The sequence below is a fragment of the Paracoccus wurundjeri genome (genome assembly GCF_030678915.1).
GTDB lineage: Bacteria > Pseudomonadota > Alphaproteobacteria > Rhodobacterales > Rhodobacteraceae > Paracoccus > Paracoccus onubensis_A.
Genome location: NZ_JAUUTZ010000025.1, coordinates 1 through 23,598, shown reverse-complemented (window position 1 = coordinate 23,598; position 23,598 = coordinate 1). Strand labels below are relative to the sequence as shown.

At 62.6% G+C, this 23,598-nt stretch carries 16 protein-coding genes and 1 pseudogene; all 17 read left to right on the top strand.

Annotation, left to right across the window (positions count from 1 at the left end; translation table 11 throughout):
• Nucleotides 1-5 precede the first annotated feature (5 nt).
• The 17 genes and pseudogenes from trbE to Q0601_RS19555 all read left to right on the top strand — a co-directional run bounded on the left by trbE (nucleotide 6) and on the right by Q0601_RS19555 (nucleotide 23,097).
• Nucleotides 6-2,498, top strand: a complete 2,493-nt coding sequence (trbE, locus tag Q0601_RS19635) for a conjugal transfer protein TrbE (protein WP_305291612.1) — start codon at nucleotides 6-8, stop codon at nucleotides 2,496-2,498.
• Nucleotides 2,495-3,271: a P-type conjugative transfer protein TrbJ gene (gene trbJ / locus Q0601_RS19630; protein WP_305291611.1), complete on the top strand. Its 777-nt coding sequence runs from the start codon at nucleotides 2,495-2,497 to the stop codon at nucleotides 3,269-3,271. The genes trbE and trbJ overlap by 4 nt, the downstream gene beginning before the upstream one ends.
• 14 nt (nucleotides 3,272-3,285) lie before the next feature.
• On the top strand, nucleotides 3,286-3,552 hold the full coding sequence (trbK-alt, locus tag Q0601_RS19625; protein WP_305291610.1) for a putative entry exclusion protein TrbK-alt: 267 nt from the start codon (nucleotides 3,286-3,288) through the stop codon (nucleotides 3,550-3,552).
• 2 nt (nucleotides 3,553-3,554) lie between these two features.
• Nucleotides 3,555-4,916: a P-type conjugative transfer protein TrbL gene (gene trbL, locus Q0601_RS19620; RefSeq protein ID WP_305291609.1), complete on the top strand. Its 1,362-nt coding sequence runs from the start codon at nucleotides 3,555-3,557 to the stop codon at nucleotides 4,914-4,916.
• Entirely contained in the window at nucleotides 4,913-5,602 is a 690-nt protein-coding gene (gene trbF, locus Q0601_RS19615; RefSeq protein ID WP_305291608.1) for a conjugal transfer protein TrbF, read from the top strand. Before trbL ends, trbF begins: the two co-directional genes overlap by 4 nt.
• Entirely contained in the window at nucleotides 5,599-6,597 is a 999-nt protein-coding gene (trbG, locus tag Q0601_RS19610) for a P-type conjugative transfer protein TrbG (RefSeq protein WP_305291607.1), read from the top strand. Before trbF ends, trbG begins: the two co-directional genes overlap by 4 nt.
• The gene (locus tag Q0601_RS19605; protein WP_305291606.1) at nucleotides 6,597-7,724 is read left to right on the top strand and encodes a TraB/TrbI/VirB10 family type IV secretion system protein; all 1,128 of its coding nucleotides are present in this window, start codon (nucleotides 6,597-6,599) and stop codon (nucleotides 7,722-7,724) included. The genes trbG and Q0601_RS19605 overlap by 1 nt, the downstream gene beginning before the upstream one ends.
• A gap of 2 nt (nucleotides 7,725-7,726) precedes the next feature.
• Nucleotides 7,727-7,981: a DUF2274 domain-containing protein gene (locus tag Q0601_RS19600; protein WP_305291605.1), complete on the top strand. Its 255-nt coding sequence runs from the start codon at nucleotides 7,727-7,729 to the stop codon at nucleotides 7,979-7,981.
• 305 nt (nucleotides 7,982-8,286) lie between these two features.
• On the top strand, nucleotides 8,287-9,318 hold the full coding sequence (locus Q0601_RS19595) for an AAA family ATPase (protein ID WP_305291604.1): 1,032 nt from the start codon (nucleotides 8,287-8,289) through the stop codon (nucleotides 9,316-9,318).
• Entirely contained in the window at nucleotides 9,275-11,866 is a 2,592-nt protein-coding gene (locus tag Q0601_RS19590) for a S8 family peptidase (RefSeq protein ID WP_305291603.1), read from the top strand. Before Q0601_RS19595 ends, Q0601_RS19590 begins: the two co-directional genes overlap by 44 nt.
• Before the next feature lie 101 nt (nucleotides 11,867-11,967).
• Nucleotides 11,968-12,165: a helix-turn-helix domain-containing protein gene (locus Q0601_RS19585; RefSeq protein WP_151659505.1), complete on the top strand. Its 198-nt coding sequence runs from the start codon at nucleotides 11,968-11,970 to the stop codon at nucleotides 12,163-12,165.
• Nucleotides 12,166-12,227: 62 nt separating this feature from the next.
• Nucleotides 12,228-12,416 (top strand): annotated as a pseudogene (locus Q0601_RS19580) (hypothetical protein); the annotation flags it as partial.
• The gene (locus Q0601_RS19575) at nucleotides 12,413-15,481 is read left to right on the top strand and encodes a BPTD_3080 family restriction endonuclease (RefSeq protein ID WP_305291602.1); all 3,069 of its coding nucleotides are present in this window, start codon (nucleotides 12,413-12,415) and stop codon (nucleotides 15,479-15,481) included. The pseudogene Q0601_RS19580 and the gene Q0601_RS19575, both read left to right, overlap by 4 nt.
• A 2-nt stretch (nucleotides 15,482-15,483) precedes the next feature.
• Complete coding sequence (locus tag Q0601_RS19570) at nucleotides 15,484-17,403, top strand: GmrSD restriction endonuclease domain-containing protein (protein ID WP_305291601.1); 1,920 nt, start codon at nucleotides 15,484-15,486, stop codon at nucleotides 17,401-17,403.
• The gene (locus Q0601_RS19565) at nucleotides 17,403-20,369 is read left to right on the top strand and encodes a site-specific DNA-methyltransferase (RefSeq protein WP_305291600.1); all 2,967 of its coding nucleotides are present in this window, start codon (nucleotides 17,403-17,405) and stop codon (nucleotides 20,367-20,369) included. Before Q0601_RS19570 ends, Q0601_RS19565 begins: the two co-directional genes overlap by 1 nt.
• 7 nt (nucleotides 20,370-20,376) lie before the next feature.
• Nucleotides 20,377-21,012: a hypothetical protein gene (locus tag Q0601_RS19560; protein ID WP_305291599.1), complete on the top strand. Its 636-nt coding sequence runs from the start codon at nucleotides 20,377-20,379 to the stop codon at nucleotides 21,010-21,012.
• Complete coding sequence (locus Q0601_RS19555; protein WP_305291598.1) at nucleotides 21,013-23,097, top strand: 3'-5' exonuclease; 2,085 nt, start codon at nucleotides 21,013-21,015, stop codon at nucleotides 23,095-23,097.
• Nucleotides 23,098-23,598: the final 501 nt, after the last annotated feature.

Sequence of the window (23,598 nt, the reverse complement as noted above, 5' to 3'; positions counted from 1 at the left end):
CGGCCATGATGAACCTTGCCGAATACCGCCGCACCGCCACCCGGCTCGCCGACTACCTGCCATGGGCCGCATTGGTCGGCTCCGGCGTCGTCTTGAACAAGGACGGCTCATTCCAGCGCACCGCGAAGTTTCGCGGTCCCGATCTGGATTCCGCCGTCGCGGCCGAGCTGGTCGCCGTCGCCGGCCGCATCAACAACGCCGTGCGCCGTCTCGGCTCCGGCTGGAGCATCTTCGTGGAGGCGCAGCGCAGCGAGGCGGCGACTTATCCCGACTGCATGTTTCCCGATCCCGCTTCGGCGCTGGTCGATGCGGAGCGCAAGGCCGGTTTCGTGGAAGCGGACGCGCATTTCGTGTCCGGCTACTTCCTCACCTTCCTCTGGCTGCCGCCGGCCGAGGAAGCCGCCCGAACTGAGGCATGGCTTTACGAGGGCCGGGAGAAAGCAGGCGTGGACCCGTGGGAGCTGCTGCGCGGCTTCATCGACCGCACCGACCGCGTGCTGGCCTTGCTTGATGGTTTCATGCCCGAGTGCCGTTGGATGGATGACGGCGCGACGCTGACCTATCTCCATTCCACCATCTCGACCAACCGGCATCGGGTTCGCGTGCCCGAGGTGCCGATGCACCTCGACGCGCTGCTCGCCGACCAGCCATTGACCTGCGGGCTGGAGCCACGCCTTGGCGATGCACACCTGCGCGTCCTGACCATTGTGGGATTCCCGACCGCGACGACGCCGGGCCTGCTCGACGAAATGAACCGCCTGCCGTTCCCTTATCGGTGGAGCACGCGCGCCATCCTGCTCGACAAGACAGACGCAACCCGGCTGCTGACCCGCATCCGCCGCCAGTGGTTCGCCAAGCGCAAGTCCATCGCCGCGATCCTCAAGGAAGTCATGACCAACGAGGCGTCCGCGCTGCTGGACACCGACGCCGCCAACAAGGCGCTCGATGCCGACATGGCGCTGCAGGAACTCGGCGCGGACGTGGCGGGCATGGCCTACGTCACGGCCACCGTCACCGTGTGGGATGCCGACCCGCGCCTAGCCGACGAGAAGCTGCGCCTGGTCGAGAAGATCGTTCAGGGCCGCGACTTCACCGCCATGCCCGAGACGGTCAACGCGGTTGACGCATGGCTCGGCAGCCTGCCCGGACACGCCTACGCGAATGTCCGCCAGCCGCCTATCAGCACCTTGAATCTCGCCCACATGATCCCGCTTTCGGCGGTGTGGGCGGGGCCGGAACGGGACGAGCATTTCGGTGCACCCCCTTTGCTCTTTGGAAAGACCGAAGGCTCAACCCCGTTCCGGCTAAGTCTCCATGTCGGCGACGTAGGCCACACCCTTGTCGTCGGCCCCACGGGGGCGGGTAAGAGCGTGTTGCTCGCCCTCATGGCCTTGCAGTTCCGGCGCTATGCGGGATCGCAGGTTTTCGCCTTCGACTTCGGCGGAAGCATCCGCGCCGCCGCGCTCGCCATGGGCGGAGATTGGCACGATTTGGGCGGTGGCCTCACGGAAGGGGACGAGGCGTCCGTTTCGCTCCAGCCACTTGCCCGCATCCACGACACCTATGAACGCGCATGGGCGGCGGACTGGATCGCCGCCATCCTCATGCGCGAAGGCATCGCCATCACGCCCGAGATCAAAGAGTATCTTTGGACGGCGCTGACTTCGCTGGCGTCCGCGCCGGTCGATGAGCGCACGATCACCGGCCTCGCGGTCCTGCTGCAATCCAACGATCTGAAACAGGCGCTCCGGCCATTCTGCGTCGGCGGTGCCTATGGCCGACTGCTCGACGCCGAAGCCGAACATCTCGGCTCGGCGGATGTGCAGGTGTTCGAGATCGAGGGCCTTGTCGGGACCGGCGCGGCCCCGGCCGTGCTCGCCTATCTGTTCCATCGTATCGGCGACCGCCTCGACGGCCGACCCACGCTGCTCATCATAGATGAGGGCTGGCTCGCGCTGGACGACGAAGGGTTCGCCGGCCAGCTCCGCGAATGGCTGAAAACGCTGCGCAAGAAAAACGCCAGCGTCATCTTCGCCACGCAAAGCCTGTCAGACATCGACGGCAGCAACATCGCGCCCGCGATTATCGAGAGCTGCCCGACGCGGCTCTTGCTGCCGAACGAGCGCGCCATCGAACCGCAGATCACCGCAATTTACAGGCAGTTTGGGTTGAACGACCGTCAGATAGAGATTTTGGCACGGGCCACGCCGAAGCGGGACTATTACTGCCAGTCGCGGCGGGGCAATCGCCTGTTCGAGCTTGGCTTGTCCGAAGTCGGCCTCGCGCTCTGCGCCGCCTCCGCCAAATCCGACCAGACCGAAATCGCGCGCATCCATGCCGAACACGGCCGCGACGGCTTCCTCGCCGCGTGGCTGCGCGAGCGCGGTGTCGAGTGGGCGGCCGACCTGATCCCCAACCTCACCAATCTTGCCGACCGGCCGGAATCCGCCGCGCCGGCCCGGCCCGATACCCACGCCACACAGGAGATTCTTCCATGACCTATCCCAAGATCGTCGGGGCCTCGGCCCTCGCGCTGGCGCTCGCCGTGCCCGTCGCACTTTCGCCCATGCTGGCAAGCCCGGCCCATGCGCAATTCGGTTTCGGCCGGATCGTCTATGACCCGACCAACTACGCGCAAAACCTGCTTACCGCCGCGCGGACGCTGGAGCAGATCAACAACCAGATTCAGAGCCTCCAGAACGAGGCGCAGATGCTCATCAATCAGGCCCGCAATCTGGCGAGCCTGCCGCATAGCTCGCTCCAGCAGATTCAGCAGAGCGTCCAGCGCACGCAGCAGCTTCTCGGGCAGGCACAGAACATCGCCTTCGAGGTCGGACAGATCGACCAAGCGTTCCAGCAGCAATACGGCAATGTCTCGCTTTCGGCGACCGAACAGCAGCTTGTCGCCAATGCGCGGTCGCGCTGGGAGAACACGGTCGGCGGCTTGCAGGACGCCATGCGCGTGCAGGCGGGGGCGGTCGGCAACATCGACAGCAACCGCGCCGAAATGGCGGCGCTTGTCGGCGAGAGCCAAGGCGCGACCGGGGCATTGCAGGCGACGCAGGCCGGCAACCAGCTTCTCGCGCTTCAATCGCAGCAGCTTTCCGACCTCATCGCGGTCATCTCTGCGAACGGCCGCGCCAACGCGCTGACCGAGGCAGAGCGCGCGACTGCCGCCGAACAGGGCCGCGAGCAGCGCCGCCGCTTCCTCACGCCCGGCACCGGCTATCAGCCCGGCAACGCGCAAATGTTCAGCAACGGCAACAACTGACCGGGAGGCTCGCCATGGACGGCAAGATGCTGGCCCGGCTCGGGGCCGTGGTGTTCGTTGCGATTTCCTTGACAGTGACCGCAATCGACATGGCGCGGAAGGACGAACCTCCCACGCCACCCCCAGCACCAGCCTTCCAGCCGTCGCCCGATCCCCTGCGCGAAACCCTGCGCCGCTGCCAGCAGCTCGGCGAGGCTGCCGCCAGCGATGCCGACTGCCTCGCCGCATGGGCAGAATCCCGCGACCGTTTCCTCGGCCGTGACCGCAGCGAGGCGCGCTGACCATGGGCAACACGGGCGTCATCGACTCGTTTCTGGGGGTCTTCACCTCCTACATCGACTCGGGGTTCGGCCTGCTCGGCGGCGAGGTTGCCTTCATCGCCACGACGCTGATTGTCATCGACGTGACGCTCGCCGCGCTCTTTTGGGCATGGGGCGCGGATGACGACATCATCGCGCGGCTGGTGAAGAAGACCCTGTTCGTTGGGGTGTTCGCCTACATCATCAGCAACTGGAACAACCTCGCGCGCATCGTTTTCGAGAGCTTCGCCGGTCTCGGCCTGATGGCGTCGGGCACCGGCTTTTCCGTCACCGACCTGATGCGGCCGGGCCGCGTGGCCCAGACCGGCCTCGATGCTGGCCGCCCGCTACTCGATTCCATTTCCGACCTGATGGGCTGGATCGCGTTTTTCGAGAACTTCATCCAGATCGCGTGCCTGCTGTTTGCGTGGGCGCTGGTGGTGCTGGCGTTTTTCATCCTCGCCATCCAGCTTTTCGTGACGCTGATCGAGTTCAAGCTGACCACGCTCGCCGGCTTCGTGCTGATCCCCTTCGGCCTGTTTGGGAAGACCGCCTTCATGGCCGAGCGCGTGCTTGGCAACGTCGTGTCCTCCGGCATCAAGGTTCTGGTGCTCGCCGTCATCATCGGCATCGGCAGCACCTTGTTCTCGCAATTCACGGCCGGTTTCGGCGGGACAACCCCGACCATCGACGAGGCCATGGCGATTGTGCTCGCCGCGCTGTCGCTGCTCGGCCTCGGCATCTTCGGCCCCGGCATCGCCAACGGCATCGTGTCGGGCGGCCCGCAGCTCGGCGCGGGCGCGGCCGTGGGAACCGGGCTTGCGGTCGCAGGTGCAGGCGTCGCCGCGGGCGGCGGGGTGATGCTTGCCGCCAAGGGCGGCGCTGCCGCTCTGTCCGGTGGAGCCGCAGCCGTTCGCGGCAGCGCGGCCACCGCGGGCGCGGCCACCGCAGCCTATAGCGTCGGCTCGCTCGGCCAGTCCGGCGCGGCCGGTGTCGCTTCCGGTTTGGGCGGTGTTGCCCGCGCCGCAGGATCGGCGGCTATCTCGCCCCTGAAACGCGCTGCCTCGAAAGCCACCGAAAGCGTCAAATCCAGCTTCTCCGATGGCGCACGCGCAGCTTTCGGTGTGACGGGCGGCTCATCCACCGCAGGCACGGTTGGCGGCGCGAGCGCAGGCCCGGCCGCAGCGTCGTCCGGCCCGGCTGGCGGCCCTCCCGCGTGGGCGCAGCAGATGCGTCGCTCGCAGGCGATGAACCACGGCACCACCATGGCCGCCCATGCGGTGCGCTCCGGCGACAGCCACGGCTCCGGTTCCTCCGTCAACCTTTCCGAAAGTGACCGCTCATGAGCATCTTCAAACGACCAGCAACTCATTACGGCAAATCGCCGGAACCCGAGACACCCTATCAGAAGGCCGCGCAGGCTTGGGACGAGCGTATCGGCTCAGCCCGCGTGCAGGCGAAAAACTGGCGCTATATGGCGTTCGGCTCCCTGATCCTTTCGGCCGGCTTCGCCTCGGCGCTGGTCTGGCAGTCTGCGCGCGGGACCGTGGTGCCTTGGGTGGTGCAAGTGGACAATCTCGGTCAGGCGCAGACCGTCGCGCCTGCCAACGCCGACTATCGGCCGACCGATCCACAGATCGCTTTCCATCTCGGCCGCTTCATCGAGCAGGTCCGCGCGATCCCGGCCGACGCCATCATTGTCCGCCAGAACTGGCTTCGCGCTTATGAGTGGACAACGGATCGCGGCGCGGCGGCATTGAACGATTACGCGAGGGCGAACGATCCCTTCGCCAAGGTCGGCCGTCAGCAGGTGGCCGTCGAGGTCTCGAGCGTCATCCGTGCATCCCCGAACAGCTTCAGGGTAGCGTGGACCGAACGCCATTTCGAGAACGGCCAGCTTTCCACGACCGAGCGATGGACGGCCATCCTCACCATCGTCATCCAGCCGCCGCGCGACGCCGAGCGTCTGCGCGCCAATCCGCTGGGAATCTACGTCAATGCAATTTCGTGGTCGCGGGAGATGAGCCAATGAGGACGATCACCCGCACCCCGACAATTGCGGCCGTGCTGCTTTCGGCCACCATGCTCGCAGGCTGCGCCACCAACCGGACGCCGCAATTCAGCTACGACGCCAGCGTGCCGCCGCTGCCGACCGCGCAGGCGGCGGCAACCGACAACACGCCCCGACCGCTGCATGTGCCCCCGGCATGGACCGTCGCACGCGGCGGCACCGCCGCAGGCACGCCGACCGGCCGCGTCGAGAACGCCAACGCCGCCGCTCGCGTCGAGCCGCGCCGGGAAGGCTACTACAACGCGATCCAGATTTATCCGTGGTCGGAAGGTGCGCTCTATCAGGTCTATGCCGCAGTCGGGCAGATCACGACGATCGCGCTGGAGCCGGGCGAAAGCCTGACAGGTGCGGGGCCGATCGCGGCCGGCGACACGACGCGCTGGATCATCGGCGACACCGAGAGCGGCAGCGGTGCAAACCGCCGCGTCCATATCCTTGCGAAGCCGACGCGTCCGGACATTTCGACGAACCTTGTCGTCACCACCGACCGGCGCATCTACATGATCGAGCTGCACGCCCGCGAAACGCTCTACATGCCCGCCGTGGCATGGTCCTATCCCGCGCCGCCAGCAGGCCAGCGCCAGACCGTCCCGGCCGCGCCAATCATCCCGGCCGAGGCTGCGCGGAATTATCGCTACGCATTACAGGTGCAGGGCGACAGCCCGCCATGGCGGCCGGTTTCCGTGTTCGACGATGGCCGCCGCATCTATGTCGTCTTCCCGGCCGGGATCGTGCAGGGCGAGATGCCGCCCATCTTCGTGCTTGGCGCAAACGGCGAGCCGCAGATCGTCAATTCCCGCATCCACCAGAACGTCCTGATCGTGGACCGCCTGTTCGGCGCAGCCGAGTTGCGCCTTGGCAGCGGCAACCGCCAGCAGGTCGTCAGAATCGTCCGCACCAACCCGACGCAGGCCGCAGCAGAGCCAGCCCGCACGACCACGGGAGGATCGTCCTAATGAGCGATACCGATACCGCAGCCCCGATGCGCCTGCGCGCCGAACCGCCGCGCGTCACCCGCCTGTCCCGCAAGATGCTGGCAGGCGTCGGCGCGGTTGCGCTTCTCGGCATAGGCGGGGCGCTGATCTACGCGCTCCAGACCCGCGATGCAGGACCGGGAGGCGACGAACTCTACTCGACCGAGAACCGGCCCACGGCGGACGGCTTGTCCGGCCTGCCCAGCGACTATAGCGGGCCGGTGCTCGGCCCGGCGCTGCCCGGCGACCTCGGCCGCCCGATCCTCGACGCGCAGAACAGGGGCCAGCCCGTCGCGCCGCCCGTCATGGCGACGCCCACCGTCGATCCCGAGGAAGAACGCCGCCGCGCCGAGGAAGAAGCCGCGCGCTTGAGCAATGTGTTCTTCCAGTCCGGCCCGCGCACGGGAACGCCGACAAGGGCGGCCATGCCCAGCCTTGCCGCTCTTGGCCTCGGCGGACAGCCCGCGACGCCGGACCGGCACGCGGCTTTCCTCAATGGACCCGTGGACCGGCAGACCGTCGCGCCGGATCGCGTCGCGCCGCCGGCATCGCCCTTTATCCTTCAGGCCGGGGCCGTGATCCCGGCCGCGCTCATCACCGGCATCCGTTCCGACTTGCCCGGCCAGATCACGGCGCAGGTGACGGAGAACGTCTATGACAGCCCAACCGGCTCGCTGCTCCTGATCCCGCAGGGCACGCGCATCATCGGTCAATACGATGATGGCGTGACCTTCGGCCAGCGCCGCGTGTTGCTGGTGTGGAATCGCCTGATCCTGCCGGGCGGCCGTTCCATCGTCCTTGAGCGCCTGCCGGGCGCGGACGCCAGCGGCTACGCCGGCCTTGAGGATGGCGTCGATTATCATTGGTGGGATCTTATGAAGGCGGCCGGGCTGTCTACGCTGCTCGCAATCGGCACGGAGCTGGCGACGAGCGACGAGGACCGGCTTATCCGGGCCATCCGCGATGGCGCACAAGATACCGTCAATCAGGCCGGTCAGCAGATCGTCCAGCGCCAGTTGCAGGTCGCGCCAACGCTCACCATCCGGCCCGGCTTCCCGGTCAGGATCATCGTCACCCGCGACCTTGTATTCGAGCCGGCAGGAGGTTGACCATGACCAGGTTGAAACTCGGCCCGCTGCCCGACGACAAGCCCGTGAAGGTCACGCTGGAGCTGCCCGCAACGCTCAACCGCGATCTGATCGCCTATGCCGAGGTGCTGGCCCGCGAAACCGGCCAGCCTGTAGCCGATCCCGTCAGGCTGATCGTGCCAATGTTGGAGCGGTTCATCGCCACGGATCGCGGCTTCGCCAAGGCTCGGAGAGGTGCTGCCCAAGCCGCCAATCCGACGCCCTCAGATGGACGCTAGCTAAGGATGCCATCTTCACAGCTGTACACAATCTGTGTATCGACGTCACGCTGACATCATTTTGATGGAATCGTGACGTCCGCTCTGATAGTTGATTGCCATGTCTAAGAAGCTTCAATCATCCGAAGATGGCGTTTCAGCGCTGACGGTAAGGGTGCCGCGCGCGCTTGTCAGCGATATCGACCAAGAGCGAAACACGCGGCAGGTCAGAGTCCCCCGAAACACTTGGATTCTAGAAGCTGTCGTTGAGAAGCTTGATCGAGAAAGGCACTCGAAACGCAATGGTTCGGCGCTTGGGGTAGATCATGGCCAGAAGTGATCTACTCATTTCGCTCGTAAAGGCAGGATCAAGTGGCGATGCAAAAAGCGTGCGCGCGGCGGCTGAAGCTATCATCGCTGAAGAGAAAGCGAAGAATCATAATATTCTGGCGGAGCGCCTGACGAGCGCTTTGCATGTGAACGGTAACGGCCATAAGGCCGCGCCAGTTCTGGGGACAAGCGTCAGCCGACACAAAGAATTTCTTCTGGAGCTGATTCCGCAGAAAAGAATCGAAGAGCTGGTGCTGTCGGAGTTGAACCGGCATGCCTGCGAAGAACTGATCGAAGAACAACGTAGAGCTTCGATATTGCGCGCCCATTCACTGGAGCCGCGTCATCGCGTGCTGCTCTCCGGGCCGCCCGGAAATGGCAAGACCTCGCTTGCGGAGGCAATCGCAGAAGCATTGGCGCTACCGTTCTTCGTTGTACGCTACGAGGCGATGATCGGCAGCTATCTCGGTGAGACGGCCTCTCGTCTAAAGCGCGTCTTTGACTATGCGAGGACCACGCCATGCGTTCTTTTCTTCGATGAGTTCGATGCGGTTGGTAAGGAGCGAGGCGACGAGCATGAAACCGGAGAGATAAAACGAGTTGTAACCTCACTGCTGATGCAGATGGATGATTTGCCCAGCTATACGATCGTGGTCGCGGCGACGAACCATAGTGAACTTCTGGACCGTGCAGTTTGGCGACGTTTTCAACTCAGGTTATCGCTGAATGCCCCTACAAAGGCTGAGTTGACCGCATATTTCCAGCGCTTCGCGGAGAGTATGGTGGAGCCTCTTGGGCGAGCGCCTGGCACCATTGCGAAAGCGCTCGGCTCGATCAGTTATGCTGAAGCCGAAGAGTTTTGTCTTGATGTCCGCCGCAGACATGTTCTCGCGATGGGTGATACGCCATTAAAAAAGATCGTTGAGGGGCGGCTAAAGATGTGGGCCGCGCGGACCTCACCGAACGCCCGGGAGGATGTTTCGCATGACAGATTACCCCCTTCTGCCGGTCCCGAAGCCGGGGCGTGATAAGCGGCCGAAAGGAGGAGGTGGCGGAAGCAAACTCCAGACGCCATCGAGAGCCCGGCAAGGCGAGCGAATAGGCCCTGCATTTCAGCGACTAAGACAAGTCTTCGAGCAGAATGGTGATCCATTAAGCCTTCGCGATGATCCTGCCGGAATCGCTCCCGAGCGTGCTCTTGTCTTTGAGGTGGCGGGCTCTATCAACGATTTCAGTGCAGCTGTCGCCAAGATTGATGGCCTAGCCTTTCTTGCGGACGAGGAACTTGTTCTCGATCCCGATGAAGATTTCGGTGTGATTGAGACGCGCAAAGGGCGTGAGCCCGGTATTCGTGAAGACAAGCCGATTTCAGGGCGGCTTTATATGGCAATGCCTGATGTGCAGGCGTTGCGGCACCTTCTGTCGCTTTGGCGGCGCTATGAAGCCGGACAAGCCGCTCCTGATGGATTCGCTCCGTGGTTTCACGTGTTTGGACATCTTCACAAACTGCGTGCATGGGGACCGGAGGATCGGCTTCCTGAAGAGACAATCGCTTATCTTGAGGAAGAGCTTGCCGAAAAAGGTCAGGACGCCACTGTCCGAGTGGAGATCGAACTATGGTACCAAAACACGACCGAGCGCCGCACTGCTTCACAGAGGACGTTTGCTCGGGCTGTCGCAGCAGCTGAAGGTGTGATCGTTGATGAAGCAGAGATTGGTGAAATCGGTTACGTAGCTAGGTTGGTGGACCTTCCGGCTGCGGAAGTTCAACGCCTCATTCGGCGCGAGGAAGTCAATCTCGCGATCTGCGACGAAGTCATGATGGTGCGACCGCAGTCCACTGTCGAGTTCCCGGTTGACGCCGAACTGCTGGAAGAGGCGGTGGCGGTGCCGCCAGCCGCTCGCGCGGACGTTCCACCAATCGCTGCCATATTCGATGCAATGCCTGTTCAGAATCATGCGTTGCTGGCCAACCGTCTTGTGCTGGACGATCCAGATGATTTCGATGCGATGAGCGTTGTCGCGGAGCGCAAGCATGGAACAGAGATGGCCTCTCTGATCTTGCATGGAGACCGTAATCTAGGAGAAGAACCGTTGCCTCGGCCGATCTATTTTCGGCCGGTCCTCTATGCGCCCGGTGCCGGTGGTAATGAGCGCCCGCCGGGAGATCGCTTGTTGTTGGACTTGATCTACCGCTCGGTGCTGCGGATGAAAGTCGGCGACGATGAAGGCGAGGCTCCAGCTCCGAACGTATTCATCGTCAATCTATCGCTAGGAGATCGCAACCGCCCCTTTGCAGGGCCGATGAGCCCTTGGGGTCGATTGCTCGACTATCTCGCAGATAGATTTGGCATCCTATTCTTGGTGAGTGCAGGCAATGTCAGCCAACCCCTTAATGTCCCCGATTTTGCCGGACTCATCGAATTCGAGGATGCATCTGCTGCAAACCGTGAGGCCGCAATTCTCCGCGCTCTTGCTCAGCAGCAAGCTGTGCGCACATTGCTATCGCCGGCTGAATCCCTGAATGCGATCACTGTCGGCGCATGGCATGAAGATGGCACTCCCGTAACGAATAACGTTGGCGTTTTCTCGCCCTTCGCGGATGAGCCTGGTCCTAATATTTCGTCCGCTCTCGGCCTTGGACATCGCAAGGTTGTCAAACCCGATATTTTCATGCCCGGAGGACGAGAGCTGGTCCGGGTCGCCGGAAATGGAGCGAATGGGGTCAGCTTGAGACTGGTTCCTCCAGGACGTCTATATGGATTGCGTTGCGCAATGCCAGATGCCGGTGGTGGTCTTTCCAGAGAAGGGCTTGGCTCAGGCACCAGTGCGGCCACGGCTCTCGCCACGAGAGCGGCGCATCGAATATTTGACGCGCTTTCCGATCCCGATAATGGGAATTTGCTCGCCGACGTTGACCCCGCCTTTTATGCGGTAATCGTCAAGGCCATGCTGGTTCATCGTGCCCAATGGGGAAGCATCGGAGAACTGCTCGATCAAACATGGCAGCCGCAGGGTCAGGGCACTCACGTGGTCCGGCGCGATGGCATCGCTCGCTTACTAGGATACGGTCGGCCACTGGTTCACGAGGCAATGGAATGTGCGGCGAACCGGGCAACGATGATCGGCTACGGTACTATTCCTGCTGGCGAAGATGCCGCTTTGTATCGAATTCCGCTGCCGTCGAGTCTGGAGCGCGTGGTTGAACCGCGAGCGTTAACTGTGTCGTTGGCGTGGTTCTCGCCAGTGAACATCCGGCATCAGGCTTATCGTCGGGCGAAATTGGAAGTCGCACCAGATGAACCCGAAGCTCGTTTCGGCGTGAAGCGGGTTTCTGGGCAGCCCTCCGATAAAGCTGTGCCTCGTGGGTCACTATTTCACGTTCGCTATACAGGCGAACGAGCAGTGGCTTTCGTCGATGACGGCACCTTGGCGCTTCGGGTTTTTTGTCGGGAGCAAGGTGGAGCGCTCGACCAATCTATCCGTTACGGATTTGCCGTCACGATTGAGGCAGGCGAAAACGTCCCTGTCTATGAAGAGGTTCGCCAAGCGCTTGGCGTTCGGCCTAGAGCCTGACAGACATGGGTCGGCTAAAGCTCGTGTACAGCTTCGCTTGTGACTTCCACAATTTTCCACTATTTTCTCGAAATCCTTTCGGCGGAGGGGTTCGCGTGCTGATGAGCAATGACATTCTGACCGTCCGAGAGGTCGCCGAGTATCTCAAGATCAATGAGAAAACGGCTTACCGTCTTGCGGCAGAGGGCAAGCTTCCCGGCTTCAAGGTCGGGGGCGCCTGGCGCTTCCGGAGGGACGAGATCGAGAAGCTCACCAAGGGCAGCACAATTCAGGACGACGACGGGAAGAACGCCGAATGACAGCCATCCAGCAAGATCTCATCAGTTTCATCTTTGGGATCGCGAACAAGCTGCATGGCCCTTATGGGAGGCGCGGCGGGAAGGCCAAGATCGTGGTTCGGAAGGCGCTCCTTTACTACGCGCTGCGACGGCTCGGCCTTGATACCGATCCGACCGCGCGGCGTCCTCAGGATCAACAGATCGTACTGCTCAATCAAGATGCCGCTGGCCCGAGACTGGCGCGGCAGGACAGTGGAGAGGCTCGGGTATGAGCGAGACATTCTTCGAGCGCCCGATCCTGAACTCGCCCTACGAGTATCCCCGCCGACATTGGGAACTTGACGAGGACGGGCAGCCGACCAATCGCGTCATTGAGATACGGCGCCGATCCGACCTCATCACCCCGGTGCCTAAGCCGAAGAAACGCCGTCAGGGACGCGGCAATCAGGCCCAGATGATCTTTGGCGATGACGCCGGCTTGTCGTCGGAGGAGCAGGAGTACAACCCGACTCCGATTATCAACGAGGTCCGCACCTACGTCGAGGAATGGCGCAAGCTGCCCAATCCCGACCAATGGCTGGTCACGCCTGAAACAGCGCGCCTACTGGTGCATTGGCGTCACCACAATTTCGAGGGCGTGCGCCCATTCTTCTGCCAAATCGAAGCGGTTGAGACGGCAATCTGGCTGACGGAGGTCGCGCCGAAGCTCGGCGCACGGACGAAGAAATTCTGGGCTCACATCGAGGGCGGCAACGCGCAGGCCAATCCGGAGCTCACGCGCTTGGCGCTGAAGCTCGCCACCGGCGCGGGTAAGACGACCGTGATGGCGATGCTGATAGCCTGGCAGACGGTGAATGCTGTCCGCCATCCGAACAGCAAGCAGTTCTCGCGCGGCTTTCTGATCGTCGCGCCGGGCATCACTATCAAGGATCGCTTGCGGGTCCTGTTGCCCCATGACCCTGAGAGCTACTACCGGCACCGTGAGATCCTGCCGCCCGATATGCTTGCCGATGTCGACCGAGCGAAGATCGTCATCACCAACTATCACGCCTTCAAATTGCGTGAGCGGATTTCAGTCTCCAAGGGCACCCGCACCGCCTTGGAAGGCTGGAGAGGAGAGACGCTTCAGACGCTGGAAACTGAAGGTCAGATGCTGCAACGAGTCATGCCCGAACTCATGGGCATTAAGAACGTTGTCGTGCTGAATGATGAAGCGCATCACTGTTATCGCGAACGAGTGAAGGACGCCGAGGGCGAAACCGAGGCCGACCTCAAGGGCGAGGCGAAGGACGAGGCCAAAGCCAACAATGAGGCCGCCCGAATGTGGATCTCAGGGCTCGAAGCGGTCAAGCGTAAGCTCGGGATATCGCTCGTTTATGACCTCTCGGCCACGCCCTTCTTCTTGCGCGGCTCGGGTTATGCGGAAGGCACCCTGTTCCCTTGGACCATGAGCGACTTCTCCCTCATGGACGCGATCGAATGCGGGATCGTGAAGCTGCCGCGCGTTCCGGTCGCCGACAATATTTCAGGCGGCGATACGCCGAAGTTCCGCAATCTATGGGAGCATATCGGCAAGAAATTGCCGAAGAAGGGCCGCAGCGCAGGCAAGTCGCTCGATCCGCTGAGCCTGCCGGCCGAGCTGCTGACCGCGCTCGAAGCGCTCTATGGCCACTATCAGAAAACGTTCGAGCTCTGGGAGAACGAGGGCATCGGTGTGCCGCCGGTCTTCATCGTCGTGTGTAACAACACCTCGACCTCGGAGCTGATCTACAAATATGTCTCCGGCTTCCACCGCGAAAACGACGACGGCTCTACCACGCTTGAAAATGGGCGTTTGGCGCTGTTCCGCAATTACGACGACTACGGAAACCGCATCGCCCGTCCGAACACGATCCTGATCGATTCGGCTCAGCTCGAATCCGGTGAAGCCCTCGACAAGGACTTCCGCGAGATGGCGGGCGATGAGATTGAGCGCTTCCGTCGCGAGATGATCGAGCGCACCGGCGACGTCCACGCCCCCGACAGTATCGACGACGCCACGCTCTTGCGTGAGGTCATGAACACCGTCGGCAAGAAGGGGCGGCTGGGTGAGCAGGTGCGTTGCGTCGTCTCGGTCTCGATGCTGACGGAGGGATGGGACGCCAACACCGTCACCCATATTCTCGGCGTTCGCGCCTTCGGCACGCAACTCCTGTGCGAGCAGGTGGTCGGTCGCGGCCTGCGTCGACAGTCCTATGACCTCAACGAGGAGGGGCTGTTCAACGTGGAGTATGCCGACGTGCTCGGCATTCCTTTCGACTTTGCCGCCAAACCGGTCGTCTCACCGCCCGCCAAACCGCGCGAGACCGTGCGGGTCCATGCCGTCAAACCGGACCGCGACGCGCTGGAGATCGTCTTTCCTCGCGTCCAGGGCTATCGCGTCGAACTGCCCGACGAGCGGCTGGAAGCGGCCTTCGGGCAGGATCACGTCCTCCATCTGACGCCGGAGCTTGTCGGTCCGTCTGTGACCAAGAATCAGGGCATCATCGGCGAAGGCGTCGATCTGACTGTCGCGCATCTGGAGGACATGCGGTCCTCGACCGTCCTGTTTCACCTCGCGCGACACCTGCTCTACAACAAGTACCGCGATCCGGGAGAGGAGCCGAAGCTCCATTTGTTCGGGCAGCTCAAGCGCATTACGCGCCAATGGCTCGAAGGCGGCTATCTCAAGTGTTCGGGTGGCACCTATCCCGCACAGCTGATCTACAAGGAAATCGCCGACATGGCGGCCGAACGGATCAAGGCCGCCATCACCGAAACGCTCGCCGGCGATCGTCCGGTCAAAGCGATCCTCGACGCCTACAACCCCACCGGCTCGACAGCCTTCGTCAATTTCACGACGTCGAAGGAAACGCGCTGGCAGACCGACCCGCGCAAATGCCACGTGAACTGGGTCGTCTGCGACAGCGACTGGGAGGCGGAGTTCTGCCGTGTGGCGGAGGCGCATCCCAAGGTTCGCGCCTACGTCAAGAACCAGAATCTTGGCCTCGAAGTGCCCTACCTGATGGGCTCGACACCCCGAAAGTATATCCCGGACTTCATCGTCCAGGTGGATGACGGCTTTTCCGATCCGCTGAACCTCATCGTTGAGATCAAGGGCTTCCGCGGCGAGGACGCCAAGGAGAAGGCGAACACGATGCGGGCCTATTGGGTGCCAGGCGTCAACAACCTCGAAAAGTTCGGTCGTTGGGCCTTCGCCGAATTCACTGCCGTCTACGAGATCGAGACGGAGTTCAACAAACTGATCGCTGCGCAGCGTGAATACGCTGCCGCAGAAGTCGTCGATCACGAGGTGTGACCTTGGGGAAGCAGGCAGCATTCAAGACAAATCCGATTAGCCTCGAGGAGCTGCTCCGACATTGCGGAAGCGGGAAGATCCAGCTTCCCGATTTTCAGCGCAGCTGGGTTTGGGATGAGGAGCGGATCAAGGGTCTCATCGCGTCGATCTCGCAGGCCTTTCCGGTCGGCGCCTTGATGACGCTCGAAGTGAAGCCGGGAGCTGCCGATACCTTCGCGCGGCGCCCGATCCAGGGCGCCGATATTGTCGCGACCGCCGCCCCCGACCAGCTCCTCCTCGACGGCCAGCAGCGCATGACGTCCCTCTACCAGACCTGCCTGAGGCGTGAGGTGGTGCAGACGGTTACTCCGCGCCTCAAGCTCGTGAGGCGCTGGTTCTACATCGACATCCGCAAGGCCATGAACCCGTCCGAGGATCGCGAGAACGCCATCGTCTCGGTGCCGGAGGATCGGCGGATCAAATCGGATTTCGACCGGAAGATCGAACTCGATCTCTCCACGCCCGAGCTCGAATACCAGAACCTCATGTTCCCGCTGAACCAGGTGTTCGACTGGGACGAATGGCAGGACGGGTTCAACGAATACTGGCTGGAGAAGGATCCTGAGACGCGCAAGCTCTTCAAGCCGTTTAAGGACGAAGTCCTCCAGAACTTCAAGGCCTACCAGCTGCCGGTCATCGCGCTGGGCCCCGACACCTCGCACGAAGCGGTATGCCTCGTCTTCGAGAAGGTGAACACCGGCGGCAAGCCGCTCGATGCCTTCGAACTCGTAACCGCCATGTACGCCGCCCGCGGGCATCGCCTCCGCGACGACTGGCTCGGCGCCGATGGCCAAGCCGGGCTGCAGATACGGCTGCAGCTCTACGGCCGCGCGGCCGAGCAGAAGTTCGGTGTTCTGGAGAAGGTCGCCGCGACGGATGTCCTGCAGGCGATCGCGCTCCTGCACGGCGTCGAGAAGCGCGCGGCCGAAATCGCCGCGGGCCGTAAGGAGTCCGAGCTCTCCGCCGTCCGGGCGACGCGCCAGTCGCTGCTGGACCTGCCGTTGGAGGCCTATCTGAAGCACCGTGGCGCGGTCGAGGAAGGATTCAAGGCGGCCGCCCGTTTCCTGCGCCAGAACCACATCTACCGCGTCATCGACCTGCCTTATCAGGGCCAGCTCGTCCCGTTTGCCGCGATCCTCGCGATCATCGGCCCGAAGTTCGACCATGCGGCGGTGCGCGACCGGCTGGCGCGCTGGTTCTGGTGCGGCATCTTCGGGGAGCTTTACGGTTCGGCCATCGAATCCCGCTTCGCGAAGGACGTGCTCGAGGTCCCCGCCTGGCTCGACGGCGGACCTGAGCCCAGCACAATCACCGAAGGGCGTTTCCGCCCCGAACGGCTGCGCACGCTGCGCACCCGCCTTTCCGCCGCCTACAAGGGCATCCACGCCCTGCTGATGGCCGAGGGCGCGATCGATTTCCGTTCGGGCCAGCCCTACGGCCAGACGGTGTTCTTCGACGAGTATGTCGATATCCACCACATCTTCCCGCAGGACTGGTGCAAGAAGCAGAAGATCGAACCGAAGGTCTTTGACACCGTCGTCAACAAGACCCCGCTCAGCTACAAGACCAACCGCATCCTCGGCGGGGTCGCGCCTTCGGAGTATCTCTCCCGGCTGGAGATGGGCGGCAAGGATACACCGCCCATCGCGCCCGACGCGCTGGACGAGTATCTCGCCAGCCACGCGATGGACCCGGCCCTTTTGCGTGCCGACGATTTCGAGGGGTTCATGGCGGATCGCGAGGCGCGGCTCCTCGCCATGATCGCCAAGGCGACCGGCCACCCTGTCATCAAGGCCGGCGTGGCGCCCGACGAAGGCGAGGATATCCCGCAGGATGACGAGGGCTTCGATCTGCCCGACGCGCAAGCAGAGGAGGCCGCGTAATGGCGAAGAAACCGATCGAGGTCGAAGCGCTGAAGCACGACGCGGCGACGCGCAAGAACATCCCGACGGCCGAGTTCGAGAGCGTCATGCGCGAGGCGGACAAGACGCCGATCCAGCTCGCCTATGAGCGGCGTAACCGCGATCTCGATCCGCAGCTCGTCTGGCGCGGCAAGGACGAGCAGGACTGGTCGGACCTCATCGTCTCCGCTCCGCCGCTCTACATACAAGAGAAGGTGCACCCCAAGGTCATCATCGACGACTTGAAGCGCGAATCGAAGGCGCGCGCCGATGAAGCCGCGCCGCCGATGGCCGACCTCTTCGCCGATTTCAATGGGCTGCGGGATGCAGAAGCGGCGACCGAGTTCTACCAGCACGATCAGCACTGGTCGAACCGGATGATCTCAGGCGACTCGCTCTCGGTGATGGCGTCACTGGCCGAGCGCGAGGGCCTGCGCGGGCAGGTGCAGTGTATCTATTTCGACCCGCCCTATGGCATCAAGTTCAACTCGAACTTTCAGTGGTCGACGACCTCGCGCGACGTGAAGGACGGGGCCAAGGACCACATCACGCGAGAGCCCGAACAGGTGCGCGCGTTTCGCGACACCTGGCGCGACGGCATCCACTCTTACCTGACCTACTTGCGCGATCGGCTGACTGTTGCGCGCGACCTGCTGCACGAGAGCGGGAGCATCTTCGTGCAGATCGGCGACGAGAACGTTCATCGCGTTCGCGCCCTGATGGATGAGGTGTTTGGGGAAGACAATTTCGTCAGTCAGATAGCCTTCAAGAAGACCGGGGGGCAGAGCTCTGGAGCGCTGGCCAATGTGACGGACTTCATTCTGTGGTTCGCGAAGTCTGCTAAGGCAATGAAATATCGTCAGCTTTACGATGAAAAGCGACCTGGGGATGAAGGCGCGACGAATTATACTTGGATTGAGACTATCCAGGGCGAACGGCGGCCGCTCAACGCGAAAGAAAAGCGCGGCGAAAGCCCCATCCCTGATTCCGCTAGGATCATGCAGCCGTATCCGATGTTCTCGGACGGTCCGTCTGCACGCGACAAGCCGTTCATCTGGCGAGGCCAATCATTTGAACCATCATCGAACTCGCACTGGAAGACTCACGGGGCCGGCCTAGCAGTTGTCTCCCGAGCAGATCGATTTGTAGCGCAGGGCAAAACGCTGCGCTTTGTGAATTATTTGGACGACTACAACGTTACGCCACTCTTGAATATCTGGATTGACACCCAGACGAGCGGATTTGGTGCTGATCGGCTGTATGTGGTTCAGACACTACCAAAGGTCGTTGAGCGCTGCGTCCTGATGGTCACCGACCCCGGCGATTTGGTGCTCGACCCCACCTGCGGCTCCGGGACCACGGCCTATGTGGCCGAGCAATGGGGACGGCGCTGGATCACTATTGACACCAGCCGCGTCGCCATTGCGCTCGCCCGCTCGCGCCTGATGGGCGGGCGCTATCCTTACTACCTCCTGGCCGACAGCCCCGAGGGGCAGGCCAAGGAAAGCGAGATCGCGCGCACCGTCCCGAAAACTACGCCGACCCGCGGCGATATCCGCATGGGCTTCGTCTACGACCGCGTGCCGCACATCACGCTGAAATCCATCGCCAACAATGCCGAGATCGACGTGATCTGGGAGCGGTGGCAGGATACGCTGGAGCCGCTGCGAGATGAGTTGAATCGCGTGCTCGGTAGGAATCAGCTCTGGGAGGAATGGGAGATACCGCGCGAGGCCGGTGATCCCTGGAAGCCCGAGGCCGCCGCTATCCACTCGAAATTGCGCGAGGCGATTGCCGAGGATGAAGTCGGGAAGAAATCGCAGAGGGCACTCGACAAGCTCAACGCGATCCTTGGTCGAGCCTACACATTCAAAACATTGCCCGAGCGACCGATTGATCCCTGGACGAATGCTGAGGCAATCAGGATTCATGGAGAATGGTGGGAGGCGCGCATCGCGCGGCAGAAGGAGATCGACGCCTCCATCGCCGCCAAGGCCGAGTTCGAGTATCTCTACGACAAGCCTTATCCGGACAATTCAAAGGTCCGCGTCGCGGGTCCGTTCACGGTCGAGAGCCTCTCGCCCCACCGCACGCTGGCGGTGGACTGGAACGACGAGCTGATCGATGTGCTGGAGGCCGCCGAGGGCAAGCGCAAGGCGGCGGACCGCGACGAGAACGTGACCGACTTCGCGCACATGATCCTGGAGAACCTGAAGGCCGCCGGCGTCCAGCAGGCGCACAAGGAAGACCGGATCACCTTCACCAGCCTGACCGGCTGGCCCGGCCGCTTCATCTGCGCCGAGGGGACGTTCATGGAGGGTGAGCGCCAGAAACGCGCCGGCATCTTCATCGGCCCCGAGTTCGGCACCGTTTCCCGCCCCGATCTGGTGGCGGCCGCGCGCGAGGCCGGGGATGCGGGCTTCGACGTGCTGATCGCCTGCGCCTTCAACTACGACGCCCACTCGGCCGAGTTCGACAGGCTCGGCCGCGTGCCGGTGCTGAAGGCCCGCATGAACCCCGACCTTCACATGGGCGGCGACCTGAAATCGACCGGCGCGGGCAACCTCTTCGTCATCTTTGGTGAGCCTGACATCAAGATCGAGGACGCCGGCGACGGCATGATCCGGGTGAAGGTGTTCGGCGTCGACGTCTTCAAGCCGCAGTCGGGCGAAGTCGTCTCCGAAGGCACCGACGGCATCGCGCTGTGGATGCTCGACACCGACTATAACGAGGAAAGCTTCTTCGTTCGCCACGCCTACTTCCTCGGCGCGAACGATCCGTACAAGGCGTTGAAGACGACGCTGAAGGCCGAGATCGATCAGGAGGCATGGGAAAGTCTGCACAGCGACACGTCGCGCCCCTTCCCGAAGCCAGTCTCCGGCCGCATCGCGGTGAAGGTCATCAACCACCTCGGCGACGAGGTCATGAAGGTGTTCTCGGTGGGGTGAACCAAAAATGCTGATGCTTGAGATCGACGGTGCGTGGGAGCCGCAGGATTTTGTCGAGGTACTGAGGTCCACAGAATCATTTTACTACAAGTTGGCGCCGGTCGGATCGCGTCGGCTTCGTGGCCTGCCGTACTGGCTTGACGATGACTACTACATGTGGGGAAGCGCGAGATACGGTGGGCTGCCCTTTGAGGCAGCGCTCGACCAGATCAATCAACGCCTGCTGGAGCGTGCTCGGTACGAGACTCCGTCCTATGAAAGATTGAGAGTTGACCGTATTCAGTACGCGTCGCCTGGCGGCATCGATCTGCTTGGCATCGGCAAGGTATTCGAAACCATCGCCAATTCAGTTGGGCGGATAAAGGTCTATTTCGACGAGGCGCATCTACGGAGAGAGCGGGATACGCAAGCTAGCCTCGACACCGAACTGAAGCGCCTTCAGGTCGAGAAAGAGCGCGAAACATTGCAGTCGCTTAAGATAAGAAACGCTCAGGAAGCGCTTGCACTGCTCGACGATCATCCTGAAGTTCACGACGCTCTCTTGCCGCTGTTGGTCCGCGACCAAGATGCCCTGGCAAGCCGAATTGCTGAACGGAAGCTTATTTCAGCAAATGTTGCGTCAGGTGATCGGGAGGGAGGCTGAGTGGAGTTCCGCATCGCCGACACCTTCACCGAGAGCCTCTCTCGCTTGACCACACAGGAACAGAAGGCGGTGAAAACAACCGCCTTCGACCTGCAGCTCGACGCCTCTGCGCCGGGCCTTTCCTTCCACAAGCTGGACCGCGCCAAGGACCCGAATTTCTGGTCGGTGCGGGTGAACGCTGACATCCGGCTGATCGTCCACCGCACGCGGTCCAGCCTTCTGCTTGTCTACGTCGATCATCACGACGATGCCTACAAATGGGCCGAGCGGCGCAAGATCGAGCGGCATCCGACAACGGGCGCGATGCAACTCGTCGAAGTGCGCGAGCGCGTCGAAGAGGTGGAGATCTTCAAGCCGAAGGAGGTCGTGGAGCCGGTTGCCGCGGCACCGGCTGCGAAGCCGAGACTCTTTGACAATCTGCGCAAGTTCGAGCTGATGGGTTTCGGCGTGCCCGAGGAGTGGGTGAACGACGTTCGCCTGGCGACCGAGGACACCCTGTTTGACATCATCTCCCATCTGCCGCAGGAGGCGCAGGAGGCGCTCCTGAAGCTGGCGGTGGGCGAGAAGCCGGAGCCGCCGCTGACGGCCCCCGTGGAGGCCGATCCGTTCGCCCATCCCGATGCGCAGCGGCGTTTCCGTGTCCTGACCAACATCGAGGAACTGCAGCGCGCGCTCGACTATCCCTGGGAGAAATGGGCGGTCTTCCTGCATCCCGACCAGCTGCAATATGTGGAGCGCAGCTACTCGGGGCCGGCGAGGATTTCGGGGGCCGCGGGCACGGGCAAGACGGTGGTCGCGCTGCATCGCGCGGTGCATCTGGCGCGCAACGATCCACAGGCGCGAATCCTGCTGACGACCTTCTCGAAGGCGCTAGCCAATGCGCTGAAGGTGAAGCTGCAGCATCTGGCCGGAAACGAACCGGCCGTGTTGGCGCGGATCACCGTGCAGTCCATCACGGGCGTCGCCTATGATCTCTATTCCAGTCTTTTCGGACAGCCGAACATCGCCTCGCCGTCCCTCGTTCACACTCTGCTCACCAAGGCGGCGGGACAGGACGATGGCCAGAAGTTCTCATTGCCCTTCCTTGCCGGGGAATGGTCGGAGGTCGTCGACGCCTGGCAGATCGAGAACTGGGAGGGGTACCGGGACGTCTCGCGCCTTGGCCGCAAGACACGGATCGGCGGCAAGCAGCGGGAATCCCTCTGGTCGATCTTCGAGCGGTTGCGCGCCGGTCTCGCCGAGCGCAAGGCGGTGACATGGTCCGGCATGTTCGGTCGCCTTGCGGCGCATTATGGCGCGACGGAGAAACGGCCGTTCGATTTCGCGGTCGTCGACGAGGCGCAGGATATCAGCGTGGCCGAGGCCCGCTTCCTGGCCGCACTGGTTTCGCACAAGCCGGACGGGCTGTTCTTCGCCGGCGATCTCGGACAGCGCATCTTCCAGCAACCCTTCTCGTGGAAATCGCTCGGCATCGACTTGCGTGGACGCTCCCACACATTGCGGATCAACTATCGCACCTCCCACCAGATCCGCGCCCAGGCGGATCGGCTGCTGCCGCCGAACATCTCCGACGTTGACGGCAACACCGAGAGCCGCCGCGGCACCATCTCCGTGTTCAACGGGCCGGCACCCGAGATCTGCACCTTCGATACGGCCACGGAAGAGAGCGAAGCTGTCGGGCACTGGCTCGCCGATCGCCTGAAAGAGGGTTGCCAGCCGCATGAGGTCGGCCTGTTCGTTCGAACCGGCGAGCAACTGAAGCGTGCGCGGACCGCGATCAAGACCGCTGGCGCATCGGGTGTCGAGCTGAGCGACAAGGTAGAGGCGGAAGCAGGTAAGATCGCAATCAGCATCATGCACCTCGCCAAGGGCCTCGAATTCCGCGCAGTCGCCGTGATGGCGTGCGACGACGAGGTGCTGCCGTTGCAGGAGCGGATCGAGACAGTCGCCGATGAGTCCGATCTGGAGGAGGTCTACAACACCGAACGTCATCTGCTTTATGTCGCCTGCACCCGCGCTCGCGACCGGCTGCTGATCACCGGTGTCGATCCAGCCTCTGAATTCCTCGACGACTTGGCACGATAGCCACACTGTTCGCTACCGGCCCGTAACCGACTTGATGTATGGCCGCTGCTATAGATCGCGAGCCAGAGACCGGCTCAGCCGAGCAGGTCCCGCGGGACCGGCGCGATCGACGCGCGGACCATGGCGTTTCGCGGATCAGCCGACCTTCGCCGGCAAAGTGAATGATGCTTGACGGATCGCATTCCCATGTCGGAAATCTTCGGCCTAGAACGATTTTCGATCGTTATGAATCGGATGGGGTTCCAGCGAGGCGTGATTTTTGATCCAGGATCGTGCTGCAGATGAAGGCCAAGATGGATGGGGCACCCTCGTTAGCTGGATTTGCGTTCGCGGATTTGAATCACCATCAAATTGCGGCTTCGAGCGAGTGTCGCTCTCGTAGGTTGCGAGCCCCCGCAACCATCACAAATTGCGCACCGCCCTCCCCACCGGAGGGCTTTTTACGTTCCAGCGAGATCGCAAGGATGTCGGCTAGATCGCCCCGCACTTCGACCCGAAGCT

Coding starts and splice junctions, on each gene's coding strand:
- trbE (WP_305291612.1), top strand. CDS start 6: ATGATGAACCTTGCCGAATACCGCCGCACCGCCACCCGGCTCGCCGAC.
- trbJ (WP_305291611.1), top strand. CDS start 2,495: ATGACCTATCCCAAGATCGTCGGGGCCTCGGCCCTCGCGCTGGCGCTC.
- trbK-alt (WP_305291610.1), top strand. CDS start 3,286: ATGGACGGCAAGATGCTGGCCCGGCTCGGGGCCGTGGTGTTCGTTGCG.
- trbL (WP_305291609.1), top strand. CDS start 3,555: ATGGGCAACACGGGCGTCATCGACTCGTTTCTGGGGGTCTTCACCTCC.
- trbF (WP_305291608.1), top strand. CDS start 4,913: ATGAGCATCTTCAAACGACCAGCAACTCATTACGGCAAATCGCCGGAA.
- trbG (WP_305291607.1), top strand. CDS start 5,599: ATGAGGACGATCACCCGCACCCCGACAATTGCGGCCGTGCTGCTTTCG.
- Q0601_RS19605 (WP_305291606.1), top strand. CDS start 6,597: ATGAGCGATACCGATACCGCAGCCCCGATGCGCCTGCGCGCCGAACCG.
- Q0601_RS19600 (WP_305291605.1), top strand. CDS start 7,727: ATGACCAGGTTGAAACTCGGCCCGCTGCCCGACGACAAGCCCGTGAAG.
- Q0601_RS19595 (WP_305291604.1), top strand. CDS start 8,287: ATGGCCAGAAGTGATCTACTCATTTCGCTCGTAAAGGCAGGATCAAGT.
- Q0601_RS19590 (WP_305291603.1), top strand. CDS start 9,275: ATGACAGATTACCCCCTTCTGCCGGTCCCGAAGCCGGGGCGTGATAAG.
- Q0601_RS19585 (WP_151659505.1), top strand. CDS start 11,968: ATGAGCAATGACATTCTGACCGTCCGAGAGGTCGCCGAGTATCTCAAG.
- Q0601_RS19575 (WP_305291602.1), top strand. CDS start 12,413: ATGAGCGAGACATTCTTCGAGCGCCCGATCCTGAACTCGCCCTACGAG.
- Q0601_RS19565 (WP_305291600.1), top strand. CDS start 17,403: ATGGCGAAGAAACCGATCGAGGTCGAAGCGCTGAAGCACGACGCGGCG.
- Q0601_RS19560 (WP_305291599.1), top strand. CDS start 20,377: ATGCTGATGCTTGAGATCGACGGTGCGTGGGAGCCGCAGGATTTTGTC.